The organism is Kitasatospora kazusensis (assembly GCF_039529945.1).
GTDB classification, from domain to species: Bacteria; Actinomycetota; Actinomycetes; order Streptomycetales; family Streptomycetaceae; genus Kitasatospora; species Kitasatospora kazusensis.
Window position 1 is genome coordinate 42,724 of sequence record NZ_BAAANT010000012.1, and the last position, 20,177, is coordinate 62,900.

Genomic DNA, 20,177 nt, shown 5'->3' on the forward strand with positions numbered 1-20,177 from the left:
CTCGCACACCAACCTCGGCGCGATCTTCCGCAGCGCCGCCGCCCTCGGGATGGACGCCGTGCTGCTCTCCCCGGACTGCGCGGACCCGCTCTACCGACGGGCCGTCAAGGTTTCGATGGGTGCCGTCTTCGCCGTGCCGTACGCCCGGCTGGAGCCGTGGCCCGGCTCGCTGGAGGCCGTCCGCGCCGCAGGCTTCCAGCTGCTCGCCCTCACCCCGGCCGAGTTCGCGGTCGACCTCGCCGAGGCGGCGCCGCACCGGATGGCGAAGGCCGCCCTGATGCTCGGGGCGGAGGGTGACGGTCTCACCCGCAAGGCCCTGGACGCGGCCGACCACTGGGTGCGGATCCCGATGGCGCACGGCATCGACTCGCTGAACGTGGGTGCGGCGGCGGCCGTCGCCTTCTACGCGGTCACCGCGGGCTGATCAGCTGCCCGAGGCGCTGCCGCCGGCGCCGCCGGTGCTGCCGCCCGACACGGCGGCGCCGGGCCAGGACTCGTCCAGGGTGCCGTCGGCCCGCACGCTGTAGCGGGTGGAGGAGCCCGCGCCGGTCTGCGAGACCCGCTCGTCCCGGATCAGCGCGCCGCCCTCGATGCGCCAGGCGGCCACGGCCTGGGCGTCGGCGGCGGAGGCCCGGGCGGCCAGCAGGACGGGTGTGTCGCCGCTGAAGCCGAAGAGCTCCACCAGATCCACCGGTACCGCGCCCTCGGCCCGCCGCAGCACCACCAGCGCGGCCGGGGCGTCCCGGTAGCGGGCCGGCAGCACGGTGCTGAGCGCGATCTGGGCGTTCTCGGCCGTGGAGTGCCCGTCCCGAAGCCGGATCGCCGCCCCGCCCGCCGGGTCGGTGTAGCTCCGGTTCGGCCAGTCCACGGCGGGGACGCTGCCGACGGCCGGCCCGAGCGCGGGATCGCCGGTGCCGCGTGCCACCGCGGCGAACGGCGCGGCGGGCGGCTGCACCCCGTCGACCGAGAGCCCGGCCGGGGGCGCCGACCCGGCGGCCGAGACCGGCGCCGAGGCCGACGGGACGGACCCGGCCGGGCCGGGCGGCATCCCCTGCTTGCTGCGGTTCTCGCACCCCTGGGCCGCGGCGATCGCCAGCGCGACACCGACGGTGACGGTCACGAAGACGACGGCCCGCTGCCGGGCGAGCCGCTGCCGCGCGCCCGCCGGCCGCCCGAGGACGGGCCGGCCGGGCGTCGGCGTGTGCTGACGGTCCCGCGCCCCCGCCGCACGCCCGCCCGCCGGGACGGCGGCCCGGTCGCGCGCGTGCTCGCGAACGTGGTCGCGTGCGTGCTCGCGCGGCTGGTCGCCGAGGTCGGGGCGCGGCATGGGCGCGGTCGCCGACTGCCCGTGCGGCCGGCGCTGCGGTGGCGGCGGTACGGCGGGCCGGGCGGGTTCGGCGGCGGGGGAGCCCGCGGCACCCCGGGCCCGGGTACCGCCGAGCGCGGCACCGCGTGCGGCCAGCTCGCTCAGCCGTTCGTGCAGCGCGGCCGCCCCGGGCCGCTCGGTCGGCTCCTTCGCCAGGCAGGCCCGCACCAGCGGCGCCAGCGGCGCCGGCACGGCCGAGAGGTCGGGCTCCTCGTGCACCACCCGGTAGAGCATCACCTCGGAGGAGGCGCCCGAGCCGAACGGCGAGTCGCCGGTCAGCGCGTACGCGAGGGTGGCGCCGAAGGCGAAGACGTCGGTGGCGGGCGTGACGGCCGCGCCACGGACCTGCTCGGGCGCGAGGAAGCCCGGCGAGCCGACCGCCGTACCGACGTGGGTGAGGGTGCTGGCGCCGCGCGACCAGGCGATGCCGAAGTCGATGATCCGGGGGCCCTTGGGGGAGAGCAGGATGTTGGAGGGCTTGAGGTCACGGTGGACGACCCCGGCCTCGTGCACCTTCACCAGCCCGTCGGCCAGCGCCGAGCCGATCCGGGCGGTCTCCGGCCACGGCAGCGGGCCCTCCTCCCCGACCCGCTTGTAGAGCGAGGGCCCCGGGACGTACGCGGTGGCCAGCCAGGGCCGGTCGGCCTCGATGTCCGAGCCGACCACGCGTGCGGTGCAGCCGCCGCGGATCTTCGAGGCGGCGGCGATCTCGCGGGCGAACCGGGTACGGAACTCGGCGTCCTCGGCCAGCTCGGCCCGGATCAGCTTGAGCGCGACGCGCTGGCCCCGCCGGTCCGACCCGAGGTAGACCACGCCCATCCCGCCGGCCCCGAGCCGCCGGTGCAGTCGGTACGGGCCGACGATGCGGGGGTCCTCACGCCGCAGCCGCATCATCGCCATGTCCGCTTCCTGTTCAGCCTGGGGAGTGAGGCCCCGTCGGATGGGGCATCGTCAGAATCCTGTCCGGCACAGCTTACGGACTGCGCGCTGCGGTGTGCTGATACGCAACACCTGCGGCACCGGTCGGATTGTCGGATCCCCGTCCGCGACCCCTGTGAGCAGGCACGAAGCAGCCCCTCAGGGGCGGTCTCAGGGTTCCCTCGGGGATCTGCGCGATCTCTTGTCCACCTGGGGTAGTACGCCGGAGGGCCCGGCCTCATCCCAGGGGAGGCCCCAAGAGCGGTACGCGGGCATGACGACTGCTTAAGGCCCGGCCCGTAGCGTTGATGTCAGCGGTGGGCGGCCCACTCGTCCCCCGAGGCAACCGCCCACCGCTCCAAGGCACCGACCCGCCGTCGGCGACCGAGGCCGGCGGTACAAGTCAGCAGCAGAACGGCAGGAGACGACCATGGCCACGCAGCTCACCGGAGCCGCACGACGCCGTCGCCCCCACGGGTCGGCCTTCCGGCAGCCTCCGGGCGCGGAGGCCGGCACCAGGCACCCGATGATCGCGTTGGCGATGGTCGTGCCGTGCGCTGTCCTGCTGCTCGTACTCTTCGGCGGCTGGGAGCAGCTGGCGGTGCAGACGAAGGCGGTCGCCGACCTGATCGGGCGCTGACCCCTGGGGACGGGATCAGCGCCGGCCGAGAGCGCCGCGCACACCGCGAGGACAGCCCGCCACCGGGACGGACGTGGCAGGGCGGGAGCGGTGCGCAGCACGCCTCGGCAGACCGAAGGTGCCGGGTACGGAGAGCCGGTGAGGGCCTCCGCACCCGGTACCTCCGTGTACGTGCCACCCCTGTCGTGCCCGCCAACAGCTCTGACGGACCGTACGGACGACTCCGAGGCTCCGCCGCTCCACCCCGGAGCCTGCTCCTGGTACCTGTCCCTGGGCCTCCTGCGGCCCCGGCTCCTGACACGCCGAAGGCCGCGATCCTGATCGGATCGCGGCCTTCGTTCCTGCGGTGCGCGATACTGGGATTGAACCAGTGACCCCTACCGTGTCAAGGTAGTGCTCTCCCGCTGAGCTAATCGCGCGGGTACGTGCTGACTTGCGGACGGTCCCTGACGGGTCCGAGTGCGCGATACTGGGATTGAACCAGTGACCCCTACCGTGTCAAGGTAGTGCTCTCCCGCTGAGCTAATCACGCCGGGTGTGTACCGCTGGTGGTGCATGCAACCAACACATGCTGCTGACCCCACGGGGGTCGAGTGCGCGATACTGGGATTGAACCAGTGACCCCTACCGTGTCAAGGTAGTGCTCTCCCGCTGAGCTAATCGCGCCGGGACCTGCGTAGCCCCCGAAGGGCTGAGTGCGCGATACTGGGATTGAACCAGTGACCCCTACCGTGTCAAGGTAGTGCTCTCCCGCTGAGCTAATCGCGCGGGGAGGACCCCTGGCGGACCAGGGGTACCTCTTGGAGGTGGAGACGGGATTTGAACCCGTGTACACGGCTTTGCAGGCCGTTGCCTCGCCTCTCGGCCACTCCACCAGGCAACTTCGAAGAACGATCTTACACGTTCTCCATCGAGCGGACGACGAGATTCGAACTCGCGACCCTCACCTTGGCAAGGTGATGCTCTACCAACTGAGCCACGTCCGCCTGTCTCCCGGTCACTTCACCGCTTGTTTGCGGCTCCGTTTCCCGGCGACGTGTTGAACTCTAGCGGAAACCTGGACCAGCTCAAATTCCGTTCCCGCAGCGTGGCGCGGCCGGACCTCCGGCGGGCACCCCGGGCGGGCGCTCCGCAGCGTGCGATCCGCGCCGCTCACCGGGGCCGACCTACACTTCAGCCACCGCAGTGGTCCCCGGCGAACTCCCGGGCGATCCCCCTCCCCACGCCTGACGTCCGCGCGGGGCAGCACCGAATCCGTGCAGGAGAACCGTGTCCGGCCGCAGTCCCGCTCTCACCGCCACCGCCCCGATGGCCCGCTTCGGCGGCCGCCTCGCGACCGGGCTGCGCGAGGTCACCTCCGATCCGGCCGCGCTCGACTCGTCCGGCTTCTGGGCCGTGGCCTACGACTTCGAGGGACGCCTCACCTGCGCCCGCTTCGACGACGTCCGCCCCGACCCCGGTCCGGTGCGTGCCGCGCCGTCGGCAGCCGCCGGGGGCTCGGCAGGGGGCCGGGCAGGGGGAGGGTGGCTCGGACCGCACCCCGGCAGCTGGCACAGCTCGCTGGACCGGGCCGCCTACACGGCCGGAGTGCGGCGCATCCGCGAGCACATCGCCACCGGCGAGGTCTACCAGGCCAACCTCTGCCGGGTGCTGTCCGCGCCGCTGCCCGACCCGGACCGCACCGACGTCGACGCCCTCACCGGACTGCTCGCGCACGGCAACCCCGCCCCCTACGCGGGCACCGTCCGACTGCCCGACCACGGCGTCGAGATCGCCACCGCGTCCCCCGAGCTCTACCTCCGCCGCGACGGCCGGACCGTCTCCTCCGGTCCGATCAAGGGCACCGGCCGCACCGAGCACGACCTGCTGGAGAAGGACCACGCCGAGAACGTGATGATCGTGGACCTCGTCCGCAACGACCTCGGACGGGTCTGCGCCACCGGCACCGTCACCGTCCCCGACCTCTGCGTGGTCGAGAAGCACCCCGGCCTGGTCCACCTCGTCTCCACCGTCCAGGGCACCCTGCGCGACGGAGCGGGCTGGCCCGAGCTGCTCGCCGCGACCTTCCCGCCCGGCTCCGTCACCGGCGCGCCCAAGTCGAGCGCCCTGCGGATCATCGAGGCACTGGAGACCGCCCCCCGAGGGCCCTACTGCGGTGCGATCGGCTGGGTCGACGCCGACCGGGGCGAGGCCGAACTCGCCGTCGGCATCCGCACGTTCTGGATCGACCGGAGCGGCACCGGCCCGAGCGGCGGACCGCTGCTGCGGTTCGGCACCGGCGCCGGGATCACCTGGGGCTCCGACCCGGAGCGCGAGTGGGACGAGACGGAACTCAAGGCAGCCCGCCTGGTCGCGATAGCGTCGGGTGCCGGCTCCTACTGACCGCACCACTTCGAGGACAGCCATGATCTGGGTCAACGACTCCCTGGTGGACAGCGCGGCTGCCACCGTCTCGGTGCTCGACCACGGGCTCACCGTGGGCGACGGCGTGTTCGAGACCGTCAAGGCCGTGGACGGCCGTCCCTTCGCTCTCACCCGCCACCTGGAGCGCCTCACCCGCTCCGCCCGGGGTCTCGGCCTCGCCGACCCCGACCACGACCTGGTCCGCGAGGCCGTGGCCCAGGTGCTGCGCGCCAACCCGATGCCGCTCGGCCGGATCCGCGTCACGTACACCGGCGGGCTCTCCCCGCTCGGCTCCGAACGCGGCACCGACGCCACCACGCTGGTCGTCGCGATCGGCACCGCCGCCCGGCGCCCCGACACCACCGCCGTGCACACCGTGCCCTGGCGCCGCAACGAGCACAGCGCGGTCGCGGGCCTGAAGACCACCTCCTACGCCGAGAACGTGGTCGCCCTCGCCGCCGCCAACCGGGCCGGCGCCTCGGAGGCCCTGTTCGCCAACACCGCGGGGCTGCTCTGCGAAGGCACCGGTTCCAACGTCTTCGTCGTGCTGGACGGGCAGCTGCTCACCCCGAAGCTCGACTCCGGCTGCCTGGCCGGCATCACCCGGCAGCTGGTGGCCGACTGGACCGGGGCCGAGGAGGCCGACCTGCCGTTCGACGTGCTGGACCGGGCCGAGGAGATCTTCCTCACCTCCACGCTCCGCGACGTCCAGGCCGTCTCCCGCTCGGACGAGCGGCAGCTCACGGCGCCCGGGCCGGTGACCCTCAAGGCGATGGCCCAGTTCGCCGAGCGCAGCGCCGACGACCTCGACCCGTGACCGGTCCTATCCCGTGACCGGCCCTACCTCCTGACCGGCCCACCCCGTCAGCGACCCGGCCCCGGGTTCGGCCGTCCGGTGCGTGGCCGGGTAGAAGCTCCGCGTGCAGGGAAGGGAGCTTCCATGACCACCACCCTGCGCCCGCTGCACCCCGAGGAAGCCGTCCCCGGCGGGGGCCGCAGCCGCTGCTGGCAGATCTGTGTCAACGGCCGCCGGGTCGGCGGCCTGCGCACGACCGCACTCCCCAGGGGGACCCAGAGCTGGGGGGAGATCTCCGAGCTGGAGGTCACGGAGGGCCGTAGACGCGGCCGCGCCACCATCGGCGCCCTGGCGGCCGAGGAGGTGCTGCGCGGCTGGGGCTGCTCCCGGGTGGACGTCAACGTCCCCGCCACGGCCGGCCCGGCCCTCGGTCTGGCCGTCGCGCTCGGCTACACCGAGCGGATGCGGAACATGGCCAAGCACCTCACCCGGGCCCCGGAACTGCCGGCCGGGCTGACGGCCCGTCCGATCGGCGCGCAGGAGTACCCCGGCTGGCTGGCGGCGGCGCAGCAGGCGTACCTGCGCGACCTGCGCACCTCCGGGCTCAGCGAGCAGCAGGCCCGCGCGAAGTCGGAGGCCGACCACCGTCAGCAGCTCCTGCAGGGCCCCGGGACCCGGGGCGTGGTGCTGCGCGGGCTGTACGGCCCGCAGGGCGCCCCGCTCGGCAGCCTCTGGGTCAACCTGCACCAGGACACCCTCCCGAGCGGCGCCCTGCTCGCCTGGGTGATGACGGTCGAGGTCGAAGCGGCACAGCGCGGGCACGGCTACGGCCGCGCCCTGATGCTGCTCGCCGAACGCGAGTGCCTCGCGGCCGGTGTCCGCGAACTCGGCCTGAACGTCTTCAGCGGCAACACGGTGGCCGTCAACCTCTACGAGTCGCTCGGCTACCGCGTCACCAACCGCATCCTCGGCAAGTCGCTGATCTGAGCCGGGCGCCGGCCGTCAGGCGGGCGGCGCCCGCCACACGCAGCCCGGCGCTCACTGCCCGGCGCGGTGCTCCTCCAGGATCGCGATGATCCGCTCGCGCAGGCCGTCCTGGCTCTTCCCGCCGTCGAGGCGCTGCCCGGCGACCACGTACGTCGGCGTGCCGGTGACCCCGATCGCCTGGCCCTCGGCCTGGTCGGCGTCCACGATCAGCATGTGCCGGCCGTCGATCAGCGCGACCTCGACCTCCTCGGTGTCCAGGCCGACCTCGCCCGCCACCGCCAGCAGCAGCTTCTGTCCGCCGCGGTCCAGCTCGTCCACCCTGGCGAGCAGCGCCTCCACGTACTCCCAGCCGTTGCCCTGGGCGAACGCCTCCTCGGCGGCCTCGGCGGCGGCGTAGGCGTGCTTGTGCTTCTCCAGCGGGAAGTGCCGCAGCTCGATCACCAGCGCGTCGCCGTAGCGGGCGCGCAGCGCCCGTACGTCGTCCAGTGCGGCGCGGCAGTCGGGGCACTGGAGCTCGCACCAGAACTCGACCCGGGGGAGGGGACCTTCGGAACCTTCGATCATGCGGACCAGTCTCCCACCCGCCGACGGGTCCCGGACGCGCCCCGGAGGCCCGGGGGCCCGGCCCTGAGCCATGGGGCGGGCGGAGCGGGTCAGGTGGCCGGCACGGCCTCTGCCGAGCGCTGCCGGGCGCGGTACGCGGCCACGTGCAGCCGGTTGCCGCAGGTGCGGCTGTCGCAGTAGCGGCGGGACCGGTTGCGGGAGAGGTCGACGAAGACCCGGGCGCAGTCCGGCGCCTCGCACCGGCGCAGCCGCTCGCGTTCGCCGGCCATCACGATGAACGCCAGTGCCATGCCGAGTTCCGCCGCCAGGTGGTCGCCCAGCGCGGCGTGCGGCGCGAAGTAGTGGATGTGCCAGTCGTGCTGGTCGTGGTTGGTCAGCCGGGGCGTGGTGCCCGCCGCCGCGACCACCGAGTTCACCAGCTCGGCGGCGCGCGGGGTGGAGTCGGCCGAGAAGACCGCCCGCAGCTGCGACCGCAGCGTGTGCACGGCGGCCAGGTCCGCGGGGGTGAGCGAGTCGATCTCGCTGATCTCCTGCCCGACGACGAACGAGCCGAGCGCGGCCACGTCGGGGAGCTGCTCGCTGCCGCAGGCCTCGGGCGCGGTGTTGAGCAGCTCGACCAGAATGCTCAGTGCGCACTCGGTGTCATGGGTGATCAGCACGTGAGGGCTCCTCGCGCGGCGGGGGACTCGGCCTCCCGGATCCGTCATCACCGGTGACTCTACCGGGAACCGTCCGGGGCACCCGGGAGCCCGGCCCGGGAGCCGGCGGCCGGGGCCCGGCACCGGGAAGCGGCGGGAAAGGCGAAGGCGCCCGACACCGGCGCCGGCCATCCTGGATCGGGTGGTCGGCACCGGTGTCGGACGCCTTCGCCCACGTGCCGTGGAGAGGGTGCCGCGCGCGGCTGGTGCGGGTGAGGTGTGACCGGGCTGCTCCGGTGGGAGCGGCCCGGGACGGTGCCCGAGGCCGCGTGGTGCGCGGCTGGGAGTGCGACCGTGCCCCCGAGTAGGACGGACGCGGTTCTGAGGATCGGCCCCACCGCCGGTGCGGTCAGTTTTCGGCGAGGATGTGCGACAGCTCCCGGTCCAGGTCGAAGTGACGGTGTTCGGTGCCGGGCGGCACGGCGGCGTCGGTGCGCTTGAGAAATGACTCAAGCGCGCGGGCCGGGGCCTCCAGCAGGGCTTCTCCTTCCGGAGAACTCAGCGCGATGCAGACCACCCCCTGTCCGTGGCTGCGCGAGGGCCACACCCGGACGTCGCCGGTACCGGTGGGTCGGTGCAGCCCCTCCGCGAGGAGGTCGCGGGCGAACACCCACTCCACGGTCTCGTCGGCACCGGTGTGGAACGTCGCATGCACGGCATAGGGGTCGGCGGTGTCGTAGCGCAGGCCCGCGGGGACGGGCAGTGACGACTCGCTGGACACGATGAGGCGCAGGTGCAGCTCACAGCTGACCGTGGTGTTCATAAGCGCCAGGGCCTTTCGCTCAGTGTGCGCTCGGGGAATCGCACGTCGGCGAACGGACCATCCCACCTGAAAGCCCGGTGTAAACCCGTCTGTCCCGATTCGGGCGCGAGTCGTACCCCTTCCGGCGCATTGCGGAATCCGCCCGGCGGCGCCCGGAGCCGTGGCCGGACGGGCAACTCGGCGCTTTTAGCCGCATGGCTGTACGAAACGCCAAACCTTCGTCCCGGAGGGCCGAGGCGGACGGCCCGCTGTCGTCGGAGGGAGGCCGGGGCGAAGGGTGAGCACGTGCGGACTGTCGGTGATCGCAGGTGCTGGGTGCGGGCCGCCGCAGGGGGCTGGCCGGGTGTTCGGAGCACCCATCCGGATGCGGTAATGTTTTCTCTGCACCCGGGCGATTAGCTCAGCGGGAGAGCACTTCGTTCACACCGAAGGGGTCACTGGTTCGATCCCAGTATCGCCCACCGGAATGCATTGTGATATGTCGGGCCCCGGCCATTTAATGGTCGGGGCCCGATGTATTTTCCGACGGTGTGCCCGAGGGCGGCCCGACCTCACCCCGGTGGCCGGTCCGTCGAGCTGATTCGCAATCACCGGCCGTGCTCCGCAACGGAACCGGTGGCCGTGGTGGCCCGGCCCGCAGGGGCGGAGTTGCGGACCACCCGCCAAGTAGTGCTAATCTTCTTCTCGTTGCCCGGGCGATTAGCTCAGCGGGAGAGCACTTCGTTCACACCGAAGGGGTCACTGGTTCGATCCCAGTATCGCCCACCCGGAAACAACACTCAGGCCCTGACCGGAAGTTCGGTCGGGGCCTGAGGTGTTTCAGGCCGCGGCCTCGCACCGGTGCCCCGCCGAGACCCGCCGCCCGCACTCGCAGCGGGCCGGGCGCAGCGGCCAGGAGAAGTCCACCTGCTCCGGGGTGCCCGAGCGGTCGAACCAGTTCTGCAGGCCGCGGGCCTGCGCCGCGTACCAGATCGTCTGCCGCAGCTGGAGCTCGGTGGGCGTCAGCTGCCCCAGCGGCCCGGGGTGCCGGGCGCCGAGGGCGCGGACCAGCTCCATCGCGGCCAGCGCGTCCGCGGCGGCGTCGTGGGCGCCGGTCAGGACCACGCCGTAGTGCGCACAGAGGTCGGTGAGGGTGCGCCGGCCCTTGCGGTAGCGGTCCACGTACTTGTCCAGCACCCGGGGGTCGAGCACCAGCAGCTCCGACCCGGCCAGGAAGTCGGCGAGCGAGTGCTCGCGGTGCCGGCGCAGCTCGCGGTCGAGCAGCGTCAGGTCGTACGGCGCGTTCATCACCACCAACGGCACCCCCGCGCGGGCCTGTTCGGCCAGCGCGAGGGCGATCTCGGCGACCACGGTGCGCGGCGGGCGGCCGTGCCTGCGCACCTGCTCGTCGGTGATGCCGTGCACCGCGCGGGCGCCGTCCGGTATCGGGACGCCGGGATCGGCCAGCCAGGTCGCGGCCCGGGTGCCGGCCCCGGCGGCGGGCTGGAGGACGAGGGCGGCCGAGACGATGCGGTCGGTCTCGACGTCCACGCCGGTGGTCTCGGTGTCGAAAGAGGCGAGCGGGCCTTCGTACCAGTGCCGGGATTCCTGCATGACTGTCCCTCAGGGCGAGCGTCAGGCCTGGGCGGTGCGCGGCGCACCACCGAGGACCGGAGGTGCGCCGCGGACGGCGGCTATCTGCCTTGGTGATACCGCAGTTGAGGCCCACTCAATCCACCGTGGGCCGGCTCCGGGCGGAAATATCGCCGAGAGTGACGGAGCGATCACCCGATCGATCGGGTGGCGGGGTGGTACAGGTGCACGGCCGGGGCGCCGCTCTCGGTACCATCGTCAACGCAGCGCTGTGCTGCGCCACACTGATCCACACGTCAGGAGAGACCGGTGACGGACGTCCGGGTAATCATCAACCGCGAACCCGATCGGGAAGAGCGCGTGGTGACCACGGGCACCACGGCCGCCGATCTGTTCGCGGACGACCGCTCGATCATCGCCGCCCGGGTCGCGGGCGCGCTCAAGGACCTCGCGTACCAGGTGCAGGACGGCGACGAGGTCGAGCCGGTCGAGATCAGCAGCAAGGACGGCCTGGACATCCTGCGGCACTCCACCGCGCACGTGATGGCGCAGGCCGTGCAGGAGCTCTTCCCGGAGGCCAAGCTCGGCATCGGCCCGCCGATCAAGGACGGCTTCTACTACGACTTCGACGTCGAGAAGCCGTTCCACCCCGATGACCTCAAGGCCATCGAGAAGAAGATGCAGGAGATCATCAAGCGCGGGCAGAAGTTCTCCCGCCGGGTGGTCACCGAGGACGCCGCCCGCGAGGAGCTGGCCGCCGAGCCGTACAAGCTGGAGCTGATCGGCCTCAAGGGCTCGGCCGCCTCCGCCGAGGACGGCGCGAACGTCGAGGTGGGCGGCGCCGAGCTGACCATCTACGACAACCTGGACGCCAAGAGCGGCGACCTCTGCTGGGGCGACCTCTGCCGGGGCCCGCACCTGCCCAGCACCCGGATGATCCCGGCGTTCAAGATCATGCGCTCGGCCGCCGCCTACTGGCGTGGCAGCGAGAAGAACAAGCAGCTCCAGCGCCTCTACGGGACGGCCTGGCCGACCAAGGACGAGCTGAAGGCCCACCTCGACTTCCTGGTCGAGGCCGCCAAGCGCGACCACCGCAAGCTCGGCAGCGAGCTGGACCTCTTCTCCATCCCGGAGGAGATCGGCTCCGGCCTCGCGGTCTTCCACCCCAAGGGCGGCGTCATGCGCCGCGCGATGGAGGACTACTCGCGCAAGCGGCACGAGGAGTCGGGCTACGAGTTCGTCTACACCCCGCACGCCACCAAGGGCACCCTGTTCGAGCTCTCCGGTCACCTCGACTGGTACGCCGACGGCATGTACCCCCCCATGCAGCTCGACGGCGAGAACGACTACTACCTCAAGCCGATGAACTGCCCGATGCACAACCTGATCTTCCGCTCCCGGGGTCGCTCCTACCGCGAACTCCCGCTGCGGCTCTTCGAGTTCGGCACGGTCTACCGGTACGAGAAGTCCGGCGTGGTGCACGGCCTGACCCGGGCCCGCGGCTTCACCCAGGACGACGCGCACATCTACTGCACCAAGGACCAGATGGCCGGCGAGCTCGACTCGCTGCTCACCTTCGTGCTGGACCTGCTGCGCGACTACGGCCTGAACGACTTCTACCTGGAGCTCTCCACCCAGGACCCGAACAAGTCGGTCGGCTCGGACGAGGACTGGGCCGAGGCCACCCAGGCGCTGGCCGACGCGGCCGAGAAGCAGGGCCTGGAGCTGACCCTCGACCCCGAGGGCGCCGCCTTCTACGGCCCGAAGATCTCCGTCCAGGCGCGGGACGCGATCGGCCGCACCTGGCAGATGTCGACCATCCAGGTCGACTTCCAGCTCCCGCAGCGGTTCGAGCTGGAGTTCCAGGGCGCGGACGGCAACCGCCAGCGCCCGGTGATGATCCACCGCGCGCTGTTCGGCTCGATCGAGCGCTTCTTCGCGGTGCTGCTGGAGCACTACGCCGGCGCGATGCCGCCGTGGCTCGCGCCCGTCACCGTGGTCGGCATCCCGATCACCGACGAGCACGTGCCGTACCTCCAGGAGGTCGCGGCCGAGCTGAAGAAGCGCGGCATCCGCGTCGAGGTCGACGCCTCGGACGACCGGATGCAGAAGAAGATCCGCAACGCTCAGAAATCCAAGGTCCCGTTCATGCTGATCGCGGGTGCCGAGGACATCGCGGCGAACGCCGTCTCGTTCCGCTACCGTAGCGGCGAGCAGAAGAACGCGGTGCCGCTCGACGAGGCGATCGCCGAGATCGTCGACGCCGTGGAGCGCCGCATCCAGGTGTGACGCGAGCCCCGCACGCGCGGGGGTGACTCGGGTGTCGCGCTGGAAGATGCGACGGCCGAGATGCGGCCCCGCGCTCGCGGGGGTCAAGGTGCGGGGCGGGCTCACAACGAGTCTGCCCCGCACTGCTTTGCATCCGGCCCACGGCGAATATGCTGATCAGCATGACGAGTGAGCCGGAACTGCAGCGGGGCGTGGGGGAGCCGGATGGCTTCAGGCGTCTGTGGACCCCCCATCGGATGGCGTACATCCAGGGCGAGAACAAGCCCACCGGCCCGGCTCCGAACGACGGTTGCCCGTTCTGCACGATCCCGTCGCTCAGCGACGAGGACGGGCTGATCGTGGCGCGGGGCAGTGCCGTCTTCGCGGTGCTCAACCTCTACCCGTACAACGGCGGCCACTTGATGGTCGTCCCGTACCGGCACGTGGCCGACTACACCGAGCTGGACGAGGTCGAGACGGCCGAACTCGCGGTCTACACCAAGAACGCGATGACCGCGCTGCGCACCGCCTCGGGCGCCCACGGCTTCAACATCGGGATGAACCAGGGCGAAGCGGCGGGCGCCGGCATCGCCGCGCACCTGCACCAGCACGTGGTGCCGCGCTGGGGCGGAGACACCAACTTCATGCCGGTGGTGGGGCACACCAAGGTGCTGCCGCAGCTGCTCGCCGACACCCGCAAGATGCTCGCCGAGGCCTGGCCGCAGGGCTGAGCGGCCGGCTACGGAGCGGGGCCCGTGCCATCCGGCACGGGCCCCGCGTACGTGCTCGCCGACCTGACCGGAGGTCAGCCCGCGTCGTAGTTGTCGGCGCGGAAGGGCCGGACGCCCTGCATCTCGGACTTCAGGATGCTGCCCCGGCCGGTGAAGCGCTCGACGTTGACGTCGTGCTCCTCCAGGAACTCGATGATCGCGACGAGCACCGCGTTCACCACCGGTGTCGCGCCGTAGATCACGTCGTCCGCCTTGAACCGGCTCTTCCAGGTCGGGTCGGCCCAGGACGCCCGGAGCGAGAACGGCTCCGGCAGCTTGATCGAACCGCCGAGCCAGGTCAGCAGGGTGGGCATCCCGGCGAAGGGCGCCCGGACGGCCTGGCGGACCACCTCGTCGTTGTCGATCAGGGGCAGCTGGACGGTCCGCTCCTCCCAGAACTTGCCCGTCTTCGGGATGTTCTTCTCCTTGGGCTTGGGCTTGGCCCCGAAGAACCCGTTCAACGGCCCGAGGGCGTACCCGGAGACCGAGACCCGGAGCGTGTTGCTCATCACCGTGACGCCGATCAGCAGGGTCGAGACCAGCTGGCCGTTGTGCAGCACCAGCTGGGTCGCGAGCCGGTGCCGGCTGTCGGTGCCGAGGGACTGCCGGTTGGCGATCTGCTGGATGCCGAAGTCGCGCATCCGGTAGCCGTCCATCTCCGCGCCGCCGGGACGGCCGATCTCGTCCGCGCCCTCCGGGATGTCCAGCACGACCCACTGCTGGACGGAGACGTGCGGCATCCCCGCGCCCGCCACCTCGCTGTGGCCGAGGCCGCCGAGGCGGGCGGTGATCCGCCGGGTCAGGTCCCAGGGGTGGAAGGCCCGGAAGTCCGGGTGACCCTCGGCGGGGCGCAGCTCCTCGACGACCTCCCAGACGCCCCAGCGCATGCCCGCCCCGAGGATGCCCTTCGAGCCGGCGTAGTGCTGGATGTTGGTCTCCTGCTCGGAGGTCAGCCGGTCCAGCTGGGCCCGCAGTTCGTTCGCCTTCTTGTCCATGTCGTCACGCGGCACCGCCTTGGGGACCGTCGCGGCGAGCGCGCTGCCGTCGACCAGCCCGCCCCAGCGGTCCCGCAGGCCCTGGACGCTGCGCAGACAGATCCGCTTGGCGACGAACCACCCGGCCACCGGCACCAGCATCGTCACGCGGAAGTAGACCGCGAGCAGCCCGGTGAACGGCGGCCGGATCGCGAGCAGGACCGCCAGCCCGGCGGCCGCCAGCAGGGCCAAGGTGCTGTAGAAGCCCTCGCGGGACGGGCTGGTCCGCCGGAAGTAGGCACGCACCTCGAAGAGGGCGAGCCAGACCAGCGTGCCGGGCAGGAAGAGCAGGCCGGTGAGCAGCGTCACCAGGGTGAGCTGCTGGTCCCGCACCCGGCGCAGCTCCTCGGCGGCGAGGCAGTGCTCGACCACCATCCGGGTGTCCGTCCCGAAGGACGGCACCAGCGGGTTGCGCTTGGGACGCAGCGTCCGGTCGATCACCGCACGGCTGAACGCCTCGCCGACGCTCGGCCGGAACAGGTCGTAGAACCGGCCCTTCTTGATGGTGATCCCGCCGACGCCGTCGAGGCCCTCGACCGGGAGGTCGCGGTACGCGGCGGAGGAGAGCAGCTGGGTCACCGCGGTCTGCGGTCCGACATCCGTGCGGGGTATCTGCGCACCGGGGGTCATGTCCAACTTGGTCACGGTGGTCTCCCCTCCTCCCCTTGTCAGCGGCAGATTACCGTGAGGCCGCCCCGCCGCGCGGAGCATCGGCTGAACATCGGTCACATCCGGCCGGGTACCGGTCTTTTCTGAAGGGTGCCCACTCCGGGGTCGTATCGATCCTCCCGGCGGCCGCGGTGAGAGGATCAGGGCATGGCTGAGGACATCACGAGGGATCCGGTCCTGATCTTCGACGGGGACTGCGGCTTCTGTACGACCTGCGTCATCACGGCGGAGCGCTACCTGCGGGCGAGCCTGGACTCCGCCGGGTGGGAGGCCGTCCCGTTCCAGTTCGCCGACCTGGCGGCGCTCGACGCCCGGGCAGGCGGCCGGGGGCTGGTCAGCCGGGAGCGGGCCGAGCAGCAGATCCTCTGGGTCACGCCCGGCGGCAAGGTGTACGAGGGGGCGCAGGCAGCGGCCCGGGTCCTGATGCGGGCGGGCGGCGTCTGGGCCTACCTCGGCGCGGTGCTGACGCTGCCGCCGGTACGGCCGGTCGCGGCGGCGTTCTACCGCCTGGTCGCCCGCAACCGGCACCACCTGCCGGGGGGGACGCCGGCCTGTGCGATGCCCAAGAGGTAGGGCGACCTCGGGGGAACGTACGCACTCGGGCAACCACGGCAGCGGCGCGGGACTGTGCGGCTCAGGGCAACCACAGCAGGGGCGCGGGACTCTGCAGCTCAGGGCAACCACAGCAGGGGCGCGGGGAACTGCGCGATCAACCGTGCACGGACGTCGTGCCCTGGTCGCGCAGTTCCCCGCGCCCCTGGGGGTAACCGGTCCTGAACGGTGAACCCGCGCCCCTGGGGGTAACCGGTGTTGAAGGGTGAACCCGCGTTTCCCCGGCCCCGGGCGGAGCTCAGGACGCGTGGGAGTACTGGGCCGCGAGGGAGGCCGGCATCAGGGCGTGGCGGACGTAGGTGCGGGTGAAGTGGCCGGTGCCGTGGGAGAGGGAGCGGAGTTCGACGGGGTAGCGGGTGAGTTCCAGTTCGGGGACTTCCGCGCGGACCAGGCTGAGGCCGGGGCCGCCCGGTTCGGTGCCGAGGACGTGGCCGCGGCGGGCGGAGAGGTCGGTGAGGACCGCGCCCTGGTACTCGTCGGGCAGCAGGACCTGGACTTCGTCCACGGGTTCCAGCAGCCGGATCGAGCCGTTGGCGGCGGCCTCCCGCAGGGCCAGTGAGCCGGCGGTCTGGAAGGCGGCGTCGGAGGAGTCCACCGAGTGCGCCTTGCCGTCGGTCAGGGTGACCCGGACGTCCACCAGCGGGTAGCCCGCGCGGACGCCGTGGGCGAGTTGGGCGCGGACGCCCTTCTCGACGGAGGGGACGAAGTTGCGCGGCACGGCGCCGCCGACGACCTTGTCGACGAACTCGAAGCCGCCGCCCGGCAGGGGTTCGACGGTGAGGTCGCAGATCGCGAACTGCCCGTGGCCGCCGGACTGCTTGACGTGCCGCCCGTGCCCGCTGGCGGTGGTGGAGAAGGTCTCGCGCAGGGCGACCTGGTACGGCACGGTGTCGACGTGGACGCCGAAGCGGCTCGCCAGCCTGTCCAGCACGACGGCCTGGTGGGCCTCGCCGGTGCACCAGAGGACGAGTTGGTGGGTGTCGGCGTTCTGTTCCACCCGCAGGGCCGGGTCCTGGGCGCTCAGCTTGCCGAGGCTCTGGGCGAGCCGGTCCTCGTCGGCCTTGCTGTGCGCCTCGACGGCGGTCGGCAGGAGTGCCTCGGGCTGCGGCCAGGGCTCCAGGAACGGCTCGGCCGCCGGGTCGGCGTAGAGGGCGTCGCCGGTGCGGGCGGCGGCGAGCCTGGCGAGGCAGACCAGGTCGCCGGGAAGGCCCAGCGGGACGGGGTGCTGCTGCTTGCCGAAGGGGATGCTCAGGGCGGTGACGCGCTCGTCGGGGTGGCCGGCCAGGTGGAGGACGGTGTCGGGGCGCAGGGTGCCGGTGAAGATCCGGACCAGGCTCAGCCGGCCGACGTACGGGTCCTCGCCGGTGTGCACGACCTGGACGGCTGCGGGGGCCTCGGGGTCGCCGGGCGGCAGGCCGTCGGCGCGTTCCAGCGGGGTGGGGAAGGCCTCGGCGATCAGGTCGAGGAGTTCGGCGGCGCCCGGCGCCGGACCGGCCGGGTCGGGCGGGGGAGCGGTGACGAGGACGGGGTGCAGGGTGCCCTGGAGAAACTCGCGGCGCAGGGCTTCGGTCAGCGAGGCGGGGTCGAGCTCCTCGCCCGCGACGTAGCGCTCCAGCAGGGTGTCGTCCTCGCCCGCGATGGCTTCGACCAGCTGCCCCCGGGCCGCTTCGGTGAGGGCGGGCTCAAGGTCGCCCGGCTCGCCGTACCGGCGGCCGGTGAGGAGCTCCAGCGAGCCGGCCGGGCGGCCGCCCTGCAGCACCGGGAGGTGCAGTGGCAGGACGGTGTCGGGGTGGCCGTCGCCGAAGGCGTCCCGGCAGGCCGCGAGGGTCTCGTCGAGCCGGACGTGGGCGGCGTTCAGGTGGGTGAGTGCGATGGCGGTGGGCAGTCCGGCGGCGCGGCACTCGCGCCAGAGGGCGAGGGTGGGCAGGCCGATCGGGTCGGCGGCGGAGACCACCAGGACGGCCGCCTCGGCGGCGCGCAGCCCGGCGCCCGACTCCCCGGTGAAGTCGGCGTAGCCGGGGGTGTCGAGCAGGTTGATCCGCAGGCCGCGCCAGTTGACCGGCACCACCGAGAGCTGCACCGACCGCTGCTGGCGGTGCTCGATCTCCTCGTAGTCGGAGACCGTGGAGCCGTCGGGGACGTTGCCGGCCCGGTTGACCGCCCCGGCGGCGAGCGCGAGCGACTCGGTCAGGGTGGTCTTGCCCGCGCCGGCGGCGCCGACCAGGACCACGTTGCGCAGCTGGGCGGAGTCCCCGACAGCGGGCTCCGGTGCGTGCGGTGTTCCCCGATCCGCCATGGCTGTTCTCCTGCCGTCACGTCCAGTGAGTGCGTAAGTGCTTTCGGTGAGCGCCAGTTGTGGCCGAATGCGCGCTCGCTGGCGTGGGGCGGCAGAGCGCACGAGCGGCGTGGATACCATTGTCCAGCCGGGCGGGCCGATCCGCTCGGCCGCCTGTCGCCCGCTGGGGCCGAGGGCGGACGCCGGCAAGATCGGGGCGGTCCGGAAGGCCATGCTCAACAAGTACGCACGTGCCTTCTTCACACGTGTCCTGACGCCCTTCGCCGCTCTGCTGCTGCGCTGGGGTGTGAGTCCGGACGCGGTCACGCTGGTCGGGACGGCCGGGTCGGTCGCCGGTGCGCTGGTGTTCTTCCCCCGCGGGGAGTTCTTCTGGGGCACCATCACGATCACCCTCTTCATCTTCTCCGACCTGGTGGACGGCAACATGGCCCGCCAGGCCGGCACCTCCAGCAAGTGGGGCGCCTTCCTGGACTCCACGCTGGACCGGGTCGCCGACTCGGCGATCTTCGGCGGACTGGCCATGTGGTACGCCGGCCAGGGCGACAACGACCTGCTCTGCGCGGTCGCGCTGTTCTGCCTGGCGAGCGGCCAGGTGGTCTCGTACACCAAGGCACGGGCCGAGAGCCTGGGCCTGCCCTGCAAGGTCAACGGGCTGGTGGAGCGGGCCGAGCGGCTGGTGATCAGCCTGGTCGCGGCCGGGGTCGCGGGGCTGCACACCTTCGGCGTGGACTACGTGGAGTGGCTGCTGCCGACTGCCCTGTGGGTGGTGGCGGCGGGCAGCCTGGTGACGGTGCTGCAGCGGATGCTGACCGTCCGCCGCGAGGCATTCGAGGCACAGGAGGAAGAGGCGCGGAACACCGCGGCCCGGACCTCGGGTGCGGCAGGGGAGGGGACGGCGTGAAGGAACGACTGGTCGACTCGGCGTACGCACTGGGCTGGGCGGCGCTCAAGCACCTGCCCGAGCCGGTGGCCGCGGGCCTGTTCGAGCGGATCGCGGACTCTGCCTGGCGCAAGCGCGGCAAGCGGGTGCTCCAGCTGGAGAAGAACCTCGGCCGGGTCTTCCCCGAGGCGGACGAAGCGCGGCTGCGCGAGCTGTCGCGCGAGGGCATGCGCTCCTACCTGCGGTACTGGAAGGAGTCGTTCCGGCTGCAGACCTGGAGCCGGGACGAGCTCGCCGCCGCCGTGGACATCAAGGGCATCGAGGAGCTGTCGGCGGCCATCGAGTCCGGCCGGGGCGTGGTCGCGGCGCTGCCGCACATGGCCAACTGGGACCTGGCCGGCGCCTGGGTGGCGGCCGTCAAAGGGCACCCGTTCACCACGGTGGCCGAACGGCTGAAGCCGGAGTCGCTGTTCGACCGGTTCGTCGCGTACCGGGAGAGCCTGGGCATGGAGGTGCTGCCGCTGACGGGTTCGCAGGTGTCGGTGACCGGCACGCTCGCCCGGCGGCTGCGCGCGGGACGGCTGGTCTGCCTGGTGGGCGACCGCGACCTGTCCGAGGCGGGCCTGCAGGTCGACTTCTTCGGCGAGCCGACCCGGATGCCCGCCGGGCCCGCCGCGCTCGCGCTGCGCACCGGCGCGGCGTTGATGCCCGCGACCCTCTGGTACGACGGCCCGGTGATGCGCGGGATCATCCACCCGGAGGTGCTGCCGCCCGAGGAGGGCGACCAGCGTGAGAAGGCCGCCGCGATGACGCAGGCGATGGCGGACATCTGGGCCGACGGGATCCGGGAGCACCCGCAGGACTGGCACATGCTCCAGAAGCTCTGGCTGTCCGACCTCCCGGTCCGTGACAGCGCCGCGAACGTCCAGGGCTGAGGGGGC

The 20,177-nt window shown here is 72.4% G+C and carries 16 protein-coding genes, 8 tRNA genes and 1 pseudogene; 12 read left to right on the top strand and 13 right to left on the bottom strand.

The genetic code is table 11. The annotated features are described in order from the left end of the window. Positions 1-4: 4 nt before the first annotated feature. Positions 5-424: pseudogene (locus ABD330_RS13005) on the top strand (TrmH family RNA methyltransferase); the annotation flags it as partial. Here ABD330_RS13005 and ABD330_RS13010 read toward each other — a convergent pair. Continuing rightward, positions 425-2,266, bottom strand: coding sequence for a serine/threonine-protein kinase (locus ABD330_RS13010; protein WP_425555519.1), 1,842 nt, complete (start codon positions 2,264-2,266; stop codon positions 425-427). It abuts the pseudogene before it with no gap. Positions 2,267-2,714: 448 nt separating this feature from the next. Here ABD330_RS13010 and ABD330_RS13015 point away from each other — a divergent pair, with 448 nt between their 5' ends. Further along, positions 2,715-2,924, top strand: coding sequence for a hypothetical protein (locus ABD330_RS13015; RefSeq protein WP_344464277.1), 210 nt, complete (start codon positions 2,715-2,717; stop codon positions 2,922-2,924). Between the two features lie 347 nt (positions 2,925-3,271). On the opposite strand, the gene ABD330_RS13020 is transcribed toward ABD330_RS13015, so the two are convergent. The 6 genes from ABD330_RS13020 to ABD330_RS13045 all read right to left on the bottom strand — a co-directional run bounded on the left by ABD330_RS13020 (position 3,272) and on the right by ABD330_RS13045 (position 3,910). Beyond that, a tRNA-Val gene (locus ABD330_RS13020) sits at positions 3,272-3,343 on the bottom strand. A gap of 41 nt (positions 3,344-3,384) precedes the next feature. Next, positions 3,385-3,456 (bottom strand) — tRNA-Val (locus tag ABD330_RS13025). Positions 3,457-3,518: 62 nt separating this feature from the next. Then, positions 3,519-3,590, bottom strand: a tRNA-Val gene (locus ABD330_RS13030). Between the two features lie 30 nt (positions 3,591-3,620). Beyond that, a tRNA-Val gene (locus tag ABD330_RS13035) sits at positions 3,621-3,692 on the bottom strand. Positions 3,693-3,725: 33 nt separating this feature from the next. Beyond that, positions 3,726-3,799, bottom strand: a tRNA-Cys gene (locus ABD330_RS13040). 38 nt (positions 3,800-3,837) lie between these two features. Further along, a tRNA-Gly gene (locus tag ABD330_RS13045) sits at positions 3,838-3,910 on the bottom strand. A 322-nt stretch (positions 3,911-4,232) separates the two neighbouring features. Between ABD330_RS13045 and ABD330_RS13050 the strand changes: the two genes are divergently transcribed. The 3 genes from ABD330_RS13050 to ABD330_RS13060 all read left to right on the top strand — a co-directional run bounded on the left by ABD330_RS13050 (position 4,233) and on the right by ABD330_RS13060 (position 7,110). Next, positions 4,233-5,306 carry a chorismate-binding protein gene (locus ABD330_RS13050; RefSeq protein WP_344464504.1) on the top strand — a complete coding sequence of 358 codons (1,074 nt, stop codon included), beginning with the start codon at positions 4,233-4,235 and terminating at the stop codon, positions 5,304-5,306. Positions 5,307-5,328: 22 nt separating this feature from the next. Further along, entirely contained in the window at positions 5,329-6,144 is an 816-nt protein-coding gene (locus ABD330_RS13055; RefSeq protein ID WP_344464278.1) for an aminotransferase class IV, read from the top strand. Positions 6,145-6,267: 123 nt separating this feature from the next. Beyond that, positions 6,268-7,110 carry a GNAT family N-acetyltransferase gene (locus ABD330_RS13060; protein ID WP_344464280.1) on the top strand — a complete coding sequence of 281 codons (843 nt, stop codon included), beginning with the start codon at positions 6,268-6,270 and terminating at the stop codon, positions 7,108-7,110. A 51-nt stretch (positions 7,111-7,161) separates the two neighbouring features. Here the strand turns inward: ABD330_RS13060 and ABD330_RS13065 are convergent, their stop codons facing one another. From ABD330_RS13065 to ABD330_RS13075, 3 genes are all read right to left on the bottom strand, one after another. Continuing rightward, positions 7,162-7,674 (bottom strand): DsbA family protein, encoded by a 513-nt coding sequence (locus ABD330_RS13065; RefSeq protein ID WP_344464282.1) that lies wholly within the window; start codon positions 7,672-7,674, stop codon positions 7,162-7,164. An 89-nt stretch (positions 7,675-7,763) separates the two neighbouring features. Next, positions 7,764-8,333: a CGNR zinc finger domain-containing protein gene (locus tag ABD330_RS13070; RefSeq protein ID WP_344464284.1), complete on the bottom strand. Its 570-nt coding sequence runs from the start codon at positions 8,331-8,333 to the stop codon at positions 7,764-7,766. A 388-nt stretch (positions 8,334-8,721) separates the two neighbouring features. Continuing rightward, complete coding sequence (locus ABD330_RS13075) at positions 8,722-9,135, bottom strand: SsgA family sporulation/cell division regulator (RefSeq protein WP_030459107.1); 414 nt, start codon at positions 9,133-9,135, stop codon at positions 8,722-8,724. 389 nt (positions 9,136-9,524) lie between these two features. On the opposite strand from ABD330_RS13075, the gene ABD330_RS13080 reads away from it, so the two are divergent. Beyond that, positions 9,525-9,596: transfer RNA gene (locus ABD330_RS13080), tRNA-Val, on the top strand. Between the two features lie 232 nt (positions 9,597-9,828). Next, positions 9,829-9,900 (top strand) — tRNA-Val (locus ABD330_RS13085). Positions 9,901-9,954: 54 nt separating this feature from the next. On the opposite strand, the gene ABD330_RS13090 is transcribed toward ABD330_RS13085, so the two are convergent. Next, a complete protein-coding gene (locus ABD330_RS13090) occupies positions 9,955-10,728 on the bottom strand; it encodes a 3'-5' exonuclease (protein ID WP_344464287.1) in 774 nt (257 codons plus the stop codon). 288 nt (positions 10,729-11,016) lie between these two features. Between ABD330_RS13090 and thrS the strand changes: the two genes are divergently transcribed. Further along, entirely contained in the window at positions 11,017-12,996 is a 1,980-nt protein-coding gene (gene thrS, locus ABD330_RS13095; RefSeq protein ID WP_344464289.1) for a threonine--tRNA ligase, read from the top strand. A gap of 149 nt (positions 12,997-13,145) precedes the next feature. Continuing rightward, positions 13,146-13,706, top strand: coding sequence for an HIT family protein (locus ABD330_RS13100; protein ID WP_344464291.1), 561 nt, complete (start codon positions 13,146-13,148; stop codon positions 13,704-13,706). A 74-nt stretch (positions 13,707-13,780) separates the two neighbouring features. Here the strand turns inward: ABD330_RS13100 and ABD330_RS13105 are convergent, their stop codons facing one another. Then, positions 13,781-15,424: a hypothetical protein gene (locus tag ABD330_RS13105; protein ID WP_344464293.1), complete on the bottom strand. Its 1,644-nt coding sequence runs from the start codon at positions 15,422-15,424 to the stop codon at positions 13,781-13,783. A 171-nt stretch (positions 15,425-15,595) separates the two neighbouring features. On the opposite strand from ABD330_RS13105, the gene ABD330_RS13110 reads away from it, so the two are divergent. Beyond that, positions 15,596-16,021 carry a thiol-disulfide oxidoreductase DCC family protein gene (locus ABD330_RS13110; protein WP_344464295.1) on the top strand — a complete coding sequence of 142 codons (426 nt, stop codon included), beginning with the start codon at positions 15,596-15,598 and terminating at the stop codon, positions 16,019-16,021. Positions 16,022-16,298: 277 nt separating this feature from the next. On the opposite strand, the gene ABD330_RS13115 is transcribed toward ABD330_RS13110, so the two are convergent. Beyond that, complete coding sequence (locus ABD330_RS13115; protein WP_344464297.1) at positions 16,299-18,356, bottom strand: elongation factor G; 2,058 nt, start codon at positions 18,354-18,356, stop codon at positions 16,299-16,301. Positions 18,357-18,567: 211 nt separating this feature from the next. On the opposite strand from ABD330_RS13115, the gene pgsA reads away from it, so the two are divergent. After that, positions 18,568-19,257: a phosphatidylinositol phosphate synthase gene (gene pgsA / locus ABD330_RS13120; protein ID WP_344464506.1), complete on the top strand. Its 690-nt coding sequence runs from the start codon at positions 18,568-18,570 to the stop codon at positions 19,255-19,257. Beyond that, a complete protein-coding gene (locus tag ABD330_RS13125; RefSeq protein WP_344464299.1) occupies positions 19,254-20,171 on the top strand; it encodes a phosphatidylinositol mannoside acyltransferase in 918 nt (305 codons plus the stop codon). The genes pgsA and ABD330_RS13125 overlap by 4 nt, the downstream gene beginning before the upstream one ends. The last annotated feature ends 6 nt before the right edge of the window (positions 20,172-20,177 follow it).